Origin of the sequence: Anaerotignum lactatifermentans DSM 14214, from assembly GCF_900142265.1 — a bacterium.
GTDB classification, from domain to species: Bacteria; Bacillota; Clostridia; order Lachnospirales; family Anaerotignaceae; genus Anaerotignum; species Anaerotignum lactatifermentans.
Window position 1 is genome coordinate 1 of record NZ_FRAH01000091.1, and the last position, 10,708, is coordinate 10,708.

At 42.9% G+C, this 10,708-nt stretch carries 12 protein-coding genes; 4 read left to right on the forward strand and 8 right to left on the reverse strand.

Annotation, left to right across the window (positions count from 1 at the left end; all coding sequences use genetic code 11):
* Positions 1 to 220 precede the first annotated feature (220 nt).
* From BUB35_RS16295 to ilvN, 3 genes are read left to right on the forward strand one after another with little or no spacing between them, the layout of a single operon-like run.
* Complete coding sequence (locus BUB35_RS16295; RefSeq protein ID WP_330391259.1) at positions 221 to 1,489, forward strand: thiamine pyrophosphate-binding protein; 1,269 nt, start codon at positions 221 to 223, stop codon at positions 1,487 to 1,489.
* Positions 1,468 to 1,851, forward strand: a complete 384-nt coding sequence (locus BUB35_RS20000) for a thiamine pyrophosphate-dependent enzyme (protein WP_330391260.1) — start codon at positions 1,468 to 1,470, stop codon at positions 1,849 to 1,851. The genes BUB35_RS16295 and BUB35_RS20000 overlap by 22 nt, the downstream gene beginning before the upstream one ends.
* Before the next feature lie 12 nt (positions 1,852 to 1,863).
* Positions 1,864 to 2,388 (forward strand): acetolactate synthase small subunit, encoded by a 525-nt coding sequence (gene ilvN, locus BUB35_RS16300; RefSeq protein WP_072853497.1) that lies wholly within the window; start codon positions 1,864 to 1,866, stop codon positions 2,386 to 2,388.
* Positions 2,389 to 2,538: 150 nt separating this feature from the next.
* On the opposite strand, the gene BUB35_RS16305 is transcribed toward ilvN, so the two are convergent.
* The 8 genes from BUB35_RS16305 to BUB35_RS16340 all read right to left on the reverse strand — a co-directional run bounded on the left by BUB35_RS16305 (position 2,539) and on the right by BUB35_RS16340 (position 9,668).
* Positions 2,539 to 4,203 (reverse strand): ATP-binding protein, encoded by a 1,665-nt coding sequence (locus BUB35_RS16305; RefSeq protein WP_072853498.1) that lies wholly within the window; start codon positions 4,201 to 4,203, stop codon positions 2,539 to 2,541.
* Complete coding sequence (locus BUB35_RS16310) at positions 4,200 to 4,880, reverse strand: response regulator transcription factor (protein WP_072853500.1); 681 nt, start codon at positions 4,878 to 4,880, stop codon at positions 4,200 to 4,202. The genes BUB35_RS16305 and BUB35_RS16310 overlap by 4 nt, the downstream gene beginning before the upstream one ends.
* A gap of 15 nt (positions 4,881 to 4,895) precedes the next feature.
* Complete coding sequence (locus BUB35_RS16315; protein WP_072853502.1) at positions 4,896 to 5,555, reverse strand: HD domain-containing protein; 660 nt, start codon at positions 5,553 to 5,555, stop codon at positions 4,896 to 4,898.
* A 2-nt stretch (positions 5,556 to 5,557) separates the two neighbouring features.
* Entirely contained in the window at positions 5,558 to 6,217 is a 660-nt protein-coding gene (gene phoU / locus BUB35_RS16320; RefSeq protein ID WP_072853504.1) for a phosphate signaling complex protein PhoU, read from the reverse strand.
* 1 nt (position 6,218) lies between these two features.
* Positions 6,219 to 6,968, reverse strand: coding sequence for a phosphate ABC transporter ATP-binding protein PstB (gene pstB, locus BUB35_RS16325; protein ID WP_054329778.1), 750 nt, complete (start codon positions 6,966 to 6,968; stop codon positions 6,219 to 6,221).
* A 2-nt stretch (positions 6,969 to 6,970) separates the two neighbouring features.
* Positions 6,971 to 7,840: a phosphate ABC transporter permease PstA gene (pstA, locus tag BUB35_RS16330; protein WP_072853506.1), complete on the reverse strand. Its 870-nt coding sequence runs from the start codon at positions 7,838 to 7,840 to the stop codon at positions 6,971 to 6,973.
* Complete coding sequence (pstC, locus tag BUB35_RS16335) at positions 7,840 to 8,679, reverse strand: phosphate ABC transporter permease subunit PstC (RefSeq protein ID WP_072853507.1); 840 nt, start codon at positions 8,677 to 8,679, stop codon at positions 7,840 to 7,842. Before pstC ends, pstA begins: the two co-directional genes overlap by 1 nt.
* Before the next feature lie 98 nt (positions 8,680 to 8,777).
* The gene (locus BUB35_RS16340) at positions 8,778 to 9,668 is read right to left on the reverse strand and encodes a substrate-binding domain-containing protein (protein WP_072853509.1); all 891 of its coding nucleotides are present in this window, start codon (positions 9,666 to 9,668) and stop codon (positions 8,778 to 8,780) included.
* Between the two features lie 358 nt (positions 9,669 to 10,026).
* Here BUB35_RS16340 and BUB35_RS16345 point away from each other — a divergent pair, with 358 nt between their 5' ends.
* Positions 10,027 to 10,428 carry a DMT family transporter gene (locus BUB35_RS16345; protein WP_072853511.1) on the forward strand — a complete coding sequence of 134 codons (402 nt, stop codon included), beginning with the start codon at positions 10,027 to 10,029 and terminating at the stop codon, positions 10,426 to 10,428.
* Positions 10,429 to 10,708 lie beyond the last annotated feature (280 nt).

The window sequence follows — 10,708 nt, forward strand, 5'->3', positions numbered from 1 at the left end:
TGTGAAGCCAACGAGATGATTGACCGTTATATTTATTTTTACAACCATGAGCGCATCCAGTTAAAAACCGGAGAGCCGCCGCTTACGCGACGCCTTTCCACTTAAAACTTCATATTTTCCTACATAGAGGCCTTTTTGTGCTGTCCGCACAATCTGGAGCAGTTCAGTTAAAGTCCGCTGTCTTATTTACTTACAAAAGAAAAATGGAGGTGATTTTTATATGAACATGACTGGTGCACAAAGTATGGTACGTTGTCTGGAGGAAGAAGATGTAAGCCACATTTTTGGCTATCCAGGTGCCACTATATGTCCTTTTTACGAAGCATTATATCACAGTGAATCTATTCAGCATATTCTTGTGCGGCAGGAACAAAGCGCTGCCCATATGGCATCGGGCTATGCCCGCATCACTGGCAAAGCTGGTGTCTGCGTCGTAACATCTGGTCCGGGAGCCACCAATTTGATCACCGGCATCGCCACCGCTTACATGGACAGTATCCCTCTCGTTGCCATCACCGGTCAGGTACAAAGTTATCTGCTGGGGCGGGATATTTTTCAGGAAGTAGATATCACAGGCGCAGTTTCCCCTTTCATCAAGCACACTTATCTCATAAAAAAAGCGGAAGACATTCCCCGCATTTTCAAGGAAGCCTTCCATATCGCGACTACTGGGCGTCCCGGTCCTGTCCTCATCGACGTCCCCATTGATATGCAGGAAGCAGAAATTGATTTCTCATATCCTGAAGAAGTAAATATTCGAGGTTATAAACCCACTATCAACGGCAACTTGAAACAGCTGAAAAAAGTGGTTAAAACCATTGCCGCTGCAGAACGCCCTTTGATCTGCGTCGGCGGAGGTGCCTTTTGCGCTAAAGCACAAGAACAAGTACGGCAACTTTGTGAAGAAACCAAAATCCCCATGGTAACCACCATGATGGGCTTAGGAGTCCTGCCTACCTCTCATCCACTGAATATCGGAATGATTGGCTCCTTCGGACATAAAACAGCCAATATGGCACTTTCTCAAACAGACTTGTTGATTTTGGTTGGTGCTCGTGTAGGTGACCGTGCCATTACGGCTCCGGAAAAGATCAGCAGCCAATCCAAAACCATTCATATTGACATCGACCCTGCAGAAATCGGCAAAAATGTAAACCCTACAGTTCCTCTGGTAGGTGATCTGCGGGCAGTACTGGAAAGCCTGCTGGCAGAACACCCTATTTCCAACTGTTCGCATTGGTCAGAATATTTGCAGCAGGAAGCAGCAGCAGAAAAAGCAACAATGCCAGATCCTCGTCCTGATACCATTCAGCCCAAGCGTCTCATGGCGGAAATTGGCAAGCAAATTACTGCAGACGCTTGTGTTGTTGCCGACGTAGGTCAGAATCAAATCTGGGCAGCAAAATATCTGTCTATGCGTCAGGGGCGTTTCCTGACTACAGGCGGTTTGGGTACCATGGACATGCTTTGCCTGCTGCTATTGGGGTAAAAATCGCTGCACCAGAAAAACAAACCATTGTCGTATGCGGTGACGGTGCTTTTCAGATGACCAATAATGAATTATCCACTATGGTAGAGCAAGGCTGTGATGTAAAAATCGATTTGCTGAACAACCGTACCTTAGGCATGGTATGCGAATTGCAGCGTATCGCAAAGCGTCATAAGTTTGCCGTTGCTCTGCCGGATACACCCGATTTTGGCAAATTGGCAGATGCCTTTGGCGTAAAGAGCCGCCGTATCAGTCAGGATGCAGATATGACAGAAGCCATTGCAGAAATGCTGGCTTATGATGGTCCTTATCTGCTGGAATGTGTTGTATCAGAAGTGGAAAATTCCAAAGTCAATATGTAAGGAGGGGTTCCAATGAAACAGGTTATATCCGTATTGGTTGAAAATCAACCAGGTGTATTGAATAAAATCACCGGTCTTTTTTCTAGGAGAGGTTTCAATATCGAAAGTCTAGCTGTTAGTGTGACGGAAGATGAAAGTGTCTCCCGTATTACCATGATCATTGACATTGGTCATAACGCCGTGGATCAGCTGGAAAAACAGTTGAATAAACTGATCTGTGTCTTGAAGATCAAACGTCTGGACAATGTGGAAATGACTGGCAGAGAACTGATTCTGGTAAAGGTTTCCGCTACTCCTTCCACACGCCGTAACATCAAAGATCTTTGCGATATTATGCACGCAAAAATCGATGATGTTTCTGCAGCAACATTGACTGTAGAATTGGCTGATCTTCCACAGCAAATCAATTTGTTTCTGGAAATGCTCCGACCTTTTGGTATTGTAGAAATTGCACGCACTGGTCTGATTGCTGTCCAAAAAAGGCGCAGCCTCTATGAATTAAAACAAAATAAAAACACCAATCCTTTTTCTAAATGATACTGGATTGGTGTTTTCATGTTTCTCATAAAACTTTTTTCTGTATTTTCATTCTTTGTCAGGCATTTATAATCATATCAAAAAGCACGAAACCCTTCTACCCATGAATGATTTCGTGCTTTTTTCTTTAAATGCTATATTGCTCAGACATTACTTTTCTGCAAGAGAAAAAATCAGTCTGATTTCTGTACCTTTACCAGGTTCACTATCCATAGAAATGGTAGCATTGTGCAGCATTGCTCCATGTTTCACAATGGATAATCCTAATCCTGTGCCATCGACATCTTTGCTGCGGCTGCGGCTCACACGATAGAAACGTTCAAATACTCTTTCCTGTTCGCCATAAGGAATACCAATTCCTGTATCTGCAACCGTTACGGTAATATCATCAGGATGTTTTTCCACTTTCAGTGTAACAGAACCATTATCTTTGTTATAACGGATTGCATTGTCACACAGATTATAGATCATTTCTTCCAGTACATGAGGCACACCGGACAAAACAGCTGTTTCTGTTTCCAGATGGAATTTGATTTTTTTCTGGGCTGCCTGTGTTTCCAGACGTTTTGCCACAGTTTCCGCAATCAACGCCACATCCACATCTGTTTTTTCCACATTTTCCTGGGCTTCATCCAATCTGGAAAGCTGGATGATATCCTGTACCATGGAAATCAGTCTCTGTGCTTCCTCATAAATATTATTTGCAAAGCGAGGTACATCCTCCGCTTTCACCATGCCGTTTTTCATGATTTCCGCAAAACCAGAAATGCTGGTCAACGGTGTTTTCAATTCATGAGAAACATTTGCTGTAAATTCACGGCGCAGTTTTTCACGATCAGCCTTTTCTGTGTTATCAAACAGCAGCAGAACCACACCTGCTACCAGACTATCTTCTGTGACAGGGTTTGCCAGCAGCTGATAACTTCTGCCATCACTTTCCATGGTCACTTCTTCGTGACTGCCTGCCAATGCAGCTGTAATGCAGCGTCTGAAACCCTCTGTACGATTTAAGGCAAACACGTTTTCTTTTTCTGGCACACGATCTACACCAAGCAAACGTCTTGCGCCTTTATTGCAGGAAAGGACTTCTCCTCTGGCATCCAAAACCAACAAACCTTCCTGCATATTTTCCGTAATGGTTTCAAACTCACGCTGTCTGCGCTGACGATCCTGCATCTGTTTGTTGATAAGCTTATTCTGTACAGCAATACGGCGCAGGAACGGTGCCATTTCGTCATAAATTTCCGCCTGTTCGGGATGTTCCAAATCTACATTTTCCAAAGGTTTCACAATGCTCTTGGATGTTTTGCTTGCCAGGAAACCTGCCAAAATCAATGCGATTACAAGTACCAAAGCCAACAGCTGTGTCATAGAAAGGAAAATGCTCAGTGCACTCAAACTGGTAACAGACAAACGTAAAATGGTGCCATCACTCAGTTTAATTGCGTAGTTTTCTGTTTTTTCTGCCAATGTGGTGGAGTGACGTGTGCTCTCACCTCTGCCTGTGTTCAAAGCCTCAACGACTTCCTCACGTTCCCCATGATTTTCCATCTGAGAAACATCCACATAGGAATCATACAGTACAGTGCCGTCGGTATCAATCCATGTGATTCTCTGGTTTTGTTTCGGCAACTGCTCCAGATACGAAATACCTTCCGTTTCCATGGCTTTTGCAATATAGACAGCATCTGCGTGCATCGCTTCTTTTGTCCGGTCACTATTATAATCCCCTACAAATGCAACCAGAATAAAAGTGGATGCGATCAAAATCAACAGCGATACATTGAATATCGCACGAAAAATTCTCTTTGTCATGGATTGCCTCCAATCTTATACCCAATACCTCGTATGGTTTCAATGTATGTACCGCAATCGCCTAATTTCTGCCGCAGTGTCCGAATGTGCACATCCACGGTTCGGTTTTCCCCATCGAAATCATATCCCCAGATTTGATTGAGAAGTTGATCTCTTGTTAAAACCATGCCCTTGTTTTCCAACAGATAACAAAGCATATCAAATTCTTTTTTGGTTAGTGTAACAGCTTCTCCTTTTACCAACACTTCATGGCGTTTCTGATTTACCGTCAAATCGCCAATGACGTATCTATTTTCTTGAGCAGGACGCAAATCTTCTGTTCTGCGCAGCAGTGCTTTCACCCTTGCCAGTAATTCCATCATGCCAAAGGGTTTGGATACATAATCGTCTGCACCACTTTCCAGCCCCATAACTTTATCATACTCGCTGCCTTTTGCCGTCAGCATAATGACAGGGAGTTTTTTTGTATCTTGTCTTTGTCGCAGTTTCTGCAAAATCTGTATGCCATCTTCTTCCGGCAGCATAATATCTAACAGAACCAAATCTGGTTTCCGTTTTTCCAACGCTTCCCAAAACAAAGAAGGTTTATCAAATCCTTCCGCTTCCAGCCCTGCTGTATTGAATGTATATGCTACCAGTTCCCGAATGCTGTTATCATCTTCTACCAGATAAATCATCTACAGCCTCACTCCTTACATCAGAGAATTTTCATTAATCATCAATTGAAACTTCAATCCCAATTTTTTTGCTGCTTTTCTGCACAGTGTCATACGTTCCAGAAAAATTTCAAAGTAGTCCATGACAGAACTGTAATGGGTATCAACCGTCAATTTCAGTTTAATGAGTGTATGGGCTTCATTGATCTTCAAGACAGATTTTTCTACGGAATAATTGACTCTGTCATGGATATCAAAGGTGGTTTTTTCCTGATTACGTACACGGGTTCTGCGTACATCTGATTTATCTGCCAGAATCAACGCTGCGGCAATGGCATTGACAGGCACACCATGACCTTCATCATGGTTCCCAATGGCTGTTACCACTGTTGCAATATCTTCTGCGGGCATACCCAGTTTATCCAGAATACGGAATGCCATAACGGCACCGCTTTGAGAATGGTCTACACGATTGACCACATTGCCGATGTCGTGCATGAATCCAGCAATTCTTGCCAATTCCACTTCGTGTTCTGAATAGCCAAGTGTTTCCAGAATATATTTTGCCGTTTCTGCAACTCTTGTCACATGGGCAAAGGAATGTTCTGTAAATCCCAGTGCTGCCAGAGATTCGTCCGCGCACTGAATATAAGTGCGGATATCCGCATTATTTTTGATATCCTCAAATGTAATCATATTTATTCACCATCCATTTCTCCATGGATGCCTGTGATGGAATATTCTACCCATTCTGCAATATTGGTAGCATGGTCTGCAACTCTTTCCAGATATTTTGCAATCATGAGCAGATCGATATACACTTCGCCATTTGTTCCGTCTGTCGCAATCTGTTCAATGATTTCTCCGCGAATTTTGGAAAACAGGTTATCCACAACGTCATCATAAGCAATGACACTGTGTGCCAGTTCCAAATCTGCTTTTACAAAAGAGTCTACGCTCTGTATAACCATTTTCACTGCTTCTTCAGACATAGAACGAATATGCAGAGAACTGGACATTTCCAGCTGTTTATCATGCATCTGATCTGTCAGTTCCACAATATCTGCTGCCTGGTCGCCAATTCTTTCCATATCAGAAATCATTTTCAGTGCAGAAGAGATTGTTCTCAAATCTCTTGCAACGGGCTGCTGCTGCAGCAGCAGACGCATACACAGTGCTTCAATATCTCTTTCTTTCCGGTCAATTTCACCGTCTTTTTCCAACACAACAGGTACCAAACTGCGATCCCGATCAAAAAGGGATTTCAATGCCAACGTAATGGCTTCCTCACACAAAGCACCCATGGTAATTAGTTCTACATGCAGCTGTTCCAGCTGTTCATCAAATCTTGTACGCATATCAACCAAACCTCCCCGTAATATAGTCTTCAGTACGTTTGTCCTTAGGCATGGAGAAGATCTGTTCTGTATCTCCATACTCAACCACTTCACCCAGCAGGAAAAACGCCGTTTTATCAGAAATACGGGCAGCCTGCTGCATATTATGTGTTACCATAATGATAGTGTACTCTTTTTTCAATTCCACCGCAAGTTCTTCAATACGGGAAGTGGAAATGGGGTCAAGAGCGGATGTAGGCTCGTCCATGAGCAAAACTTCCGGCTGAACAGCCAAAGCTCTTGCGATGCAAAGACGCTGCTGCTGACCACCACTCATGCCCAGTGCATTTTTCTTCAGACGATCTTTTACTTCATCCCAAATGGCTGCATCACGCAGTGCTTTTTCTACAATTTCATCCAGTTTCACTTTGGAACGAATGCCATGGGTTCTGGGACCATAAGCAACATTATCATAAATACTCATAGGGAAGGGATTGGGTTTCTGGAAAACCATACCTACCCGTTTGCGCAGGTGGTTCAGATCCATACTGCCATAAATATCTTCCCCATCCAGCAGGACTTTCCCTGTGATGCGGCAGCCTTCTACCAGGTCATTCATTCTGTTCAGGGATTTCAGCAGTGTAGATTTACCGCAGCCGGAAGGCCCGATAAATGCTGTGATATCCCCTTCTGTAATATTCAAATTGATGTTTTTCAAGGCTTTGAAATCGCCATAAAACAAATCCAGATTGGAAATTTCAAATTTATTCATACTCAATCTTTCACTCCTACCTTTTTCGCAATCAATCCAGACAATGCATTGATACCGATAACAACTACAAGCAGTACAACCGCTGTTGCATAAGCCTGATCCATATACAGACCTTCATTCAGCAGTGCGTACATATGAACTGCCAACGTACGACCGGAGGACATGAGACCATCCGCAACCGTTGTGGCTGTACCTGCGGGATACAGCAGCGCTGCTGTTTCGCCGACGATTCTGCCGACTGCCAGGATGACACCTGCCAGAATCCCGGGAACCGCAGAAGGAAGTACAATACGGAATACGGTACGCAGTTTGCCGGCACCCAGACCGAAACTGCCTTCACGATACAAGTCAGGTACCGCAATGAGGGCTTCTTCTGTTGTACGCATGATCAGAGGCAAAATCATGATTGCCAATGTCAGTGCACCACCCAGAATGGTATAACTCCATCCCAGGAAGATATTGAAGAACAGATAACCAAACAAACCATATACAATGGAAGGAATACCGGACAATGTTTCTGTGGTGATACGCACAATAGAAACCAGCTTATTCCCACGTTTTGCATATTCTACCAGATAAATAGCAGAGCAAATACCAACTGGCAGTGCAAACAGCAAAGACAATGCTGTAATGATCAGTGTATTGATGATTGCCGGCATCATGGAAACGTTCTCAGTGGTATATTCCCATTCAAAAAGTTCAGGGCTCAGATTGGGAATCCCCTTAATCAGAATATAAGCAATCAGTGCAATCAATACGGTTAATGTAATCACCGCTGAAATCACAACCAGTAAAAACAGGATTGCGGAAAGCGGATGTTTGCGATAGCTTTTCAATCGCTGTAATGTTGATTCTTTATTAATGGCTTCCATCAATGATTCCTCCTTTTCAATGCGGAGAAGGACAAGTTAATAATCAAAATAAATACGAACAGAACTACGCCGGTACCCAGCAGTGCCTCTCGATGCAGGTCTGTTGCGTAACCCATTTCCATAACGATGTTTGCTGTCAATGTACGTACGCCGCTGAAGATGCTCTTTGGCATAACTGCGTTGTTGCCGGCAACCATGATAACCGCCATGGTTTCCCCAATGGCACGACCAACACCTAAGATAACACCTGCCAAAATCCCCTGCTTTGCTGCAGGCAGCACTGCGAAGAATACGCTTCTTTCATGGGTTGCACCCAGTGCCAGAGAACCTTCGTAGTAAGAATTCGGCACCGCACGAATAGCGGATTCGGAAACACCGATAACTGTGGGCAGGATCATAATGCCCAGCAAAATGGAAGCAGTTAAGATACCTTTCCCATTTGTACCTGTCAAATCCTGCATGATAGGTACGATTACAACCAGACCAAAGAAACCATATACGATGGAAGGAATCCCTGCAAGCAGAGAAACCGCCGGTTTTACAATTTTATATAATTTTTCAGGACAGAATCTTGCAAGAAAAATAGCACACAGAATCCCCATAGGAACACCGATGATAACCGCTCCGGCTGTCACATAAATACTGCCGATGATCATGGAGAAAATTCCATAAATATTATTGGAGGGTTTCCATGTTTGACCAAACAGGAACTCCGTTATACCGATTTTATGAATTGCAGGCACACCATTGGCAAACAGGAAGATACAGATCAGTGCGACTGCCAGAATGGACACACACGCTGCCAACAGGAAAACAATTTTCATTACGCCTTCTTTCATTGGTATCTTTCCTCTCCTTTCTCTTTTCAAAAGTTATGCCGAAAGGATTCTCTTTCGGCATAACACATTCCTTCTCTTTTCACTTTTTCTTCTGTTGATTAAGCAACTTCAGACCAATCTGTTGTTGCACCTGTGAAGATTGCTTTTACTGTATCGCTTGTCATATCGCTTACTGTGTTTTCCTGGTTTACGATGACTGCAATACCATCCATTGCGATTACTGTAGGCTGCAGACCATTTGCCAGTTCGCTGTCTTTCAGTTCTCTGGAAGCCATACCGATGTCACATGTGCCTTCTGCTACGGAAGTCATACCTGTTGTGGAGTCGTTCTGCTGTACTTCGATTGTTACAGTGGGGTTCAGAGCGATGTATGCTTCTTTCAGTTTTTCCATAACGGGTGTGATGGAAGAAGAACCTGCAACAACAATTTTGCCGCTCATGTTAGATGCTGTGTAAGCGCCTGTGCTGCCCTGGCTGATGTAGCCGTTTTCTTCAACTACTGCCTGACCTTCGTCGCTCATGATGAATGCGATAAAGTCGCTAGCTACTTCAGAAACATCTTCTTTTGTTGCGATGTTGAAAGGACGAGCTACTTTATAAGTACCGTTTTTGATGTTTTCTGCTGTTGCTTCAGCACCATCAATTTTCAGTGCTTTTACGCTGTCATCCAAAGAACCCAGAGAGATGTAACCGATTGCGTTGGGGTTGCCTGCAACAGTTGTCATCATAACAGCGGTGCTGTTTGTGATTTCTGCCATTTCTGTTGTCATATCAACTTTTTCGCCTGCATCATTTTTTTCTTCAATGCCGAAAAGTTCGATAAAAGCACCTCTTGTACCGGAACCGTCTTCTCTGGAAACAACAGAGATTGCGCCGCTTGCTGCAGCTGTATCGCCGCCTTCTGCTGCTTCTTCACTACCGCCGCCGCAGCCTGTCAGTGCTGCAACAGACATCATCATTGCCAAACCAAGTGCTAAAAATTTCTTCATAATATTTTTCTCTCCTTTTATTTCTTCTTTCCTTGTTTTGCAAATTCATAATACTGTTTTTACGTTAAATCAAATATCTTGTTTATGTTAAATCTATGTTAAATAGCGAGCTTTATTCCTGTGAAAAGTTGACTTTGTTACCACGATATGGTAGCATAAAGCAGCAAATCAAGATTTTTATGGGAGAGTTTTGCAAAACTGTCCTGTAAAATCTACATATAATCTTTTCTGAGACTTAACGTTAAAACACAGAGCAATCATCGTTTAATAGAAAATCTATTTTCTAAAATTTTATAGAAAAAAACAGATTTTTGTCCTATGTAAAATATTTTACAAAAGCGAGGGAGTTATTTTTCTTATGTTAAATAATAGAAGCACACGAGGAGCTCTTCTTTGTATATTCAGCGCCTGTCTATGGGGCTTTACCGGCACCGTAGGGCAATTCCTTTTTCAGCAAATGGGGATTTCATCCAAGTGGCTCGCCTCCAATCGTATGCTGGCAGCAGGTATTTTACTTCTAATATATATCTATTGGCGCAGAGGAAAAGAAATTTTTGATATTTGGAAAAATAAAAAAGATGCGAAAGATATGTTGTTGTTCAGCTTAATTGGGATGTTGTTCATGCAGTACGGTTATTTTCTTGCCATCGGGCATTCCAATGCTGCTACGGCTACCGTTCTGCAATATTTAGCGCCTGTTATGATTGTCATTTATGTTTCCATACGATATCATAAAATGCCGTCTTTTTTGAGGGTATGAAGAAAAGTCTGTAAATAAGATTCTTCTATGATAAGACTGGGTGGAATGCTTTGAAAGAGGGTATGAAGAAAAGTCTGTAAATAAGATTCTTCTATGATAAGACTGGGTGGAATGCTTTGAAATGAAGCACTCCACCTTTGTTTTATATATACCATCCAAAAGATGGCATGTCAATAACAGGCGGCTTTTCTGCCTGTTTTAACCAATCTGTTCTTTTTATTCTGGAAGCCGTCCTTCATACATAATACTTAATTCTCCGTAGACCTGACCCCAGTTCCGG

What these genes read in the sequence shown, in the direction of transcription:
- pstC (WP_072853507.1), bottom strand. Translation starts at nt 8,679, where the DNA reads ATGAAAGAAGGCGTAATGAAAATTGTTTTCCTGTTGGCAGCGTGTGTG.
- BUB35_RS16340 (WP_072853509.1), bottom strand. Translation starts at nt 9,668, where the DNA reads ATGAAGAAATTTTTAGCACTTGGTTTGGCAATGATGATGTCTGTTGCA.
- pstA (WP_072853506.1), bottom strand. Translation starts at nt 7,840, where the DNA reads ATGGAAGCCATTAATAAAGAATCAACATTACAGCGATTGAAAAGCTAT.
- phoU (WP_072853504.1), bottom strand. Translation starts at nt 6,217, where the DNA reads ATGCGTACAAGATTTGATGAACAGCTGGAACAGCTGCATGTAGAACTA.
- ilvN (WP_072853497.1), top strand. Translation starts at nt 1,864, where the DNA reads ATGAAACAGGTTATATCCGTATTGGTTGAAAATCAACCAGGTGTATTG.
- BUB35_RS16345 (WP_072853511.1), top strand. Translation starts at nt 10,027, where the DNA reads ATGTTAAATAATAGAAGCACACGAGGAGCTCTTCTTTGTATATTCAGC.
- BUB35_RS16315 (WP_072853502.1), bottom strand. Translation starts at nt 5,555, where the DNA reads ATGATTACATTTGAGGATATCAAAAATAATGCGGATATCCGCACTTAT.
- BUB35_RS16305 (WP_072853498.1), bottom strand. Translation starts at nt 4,203, where the DNA reads ATGACAAAGAGAATTTTTCGTGCGATATTCAATGTATCGCTGTTGATT.
- BUB35_RS16295 (WP_330391259.1), top strand. Translation starts at nt 221, where the DNA reads ATGAACATGACTGGTGCACAAAGTATGGTACGTTGTCTGGAGGAAGAA.
- pstB (WP_054329778.1), bottom strand. Translation starts at nt 6,968, where the DNA reads ATGAATAAATTTGAAATTTCCAATCTGGATTTGTTTTATGGCGATTTC.
- BUB35_RS16310 (WP_072853500.1), bottom strand. Translation starts at nt 4,880, where the DNA reads ATGATTTATCTGGTAGAAGATGATAACAGCATTCGGGAACTGGTAGCA.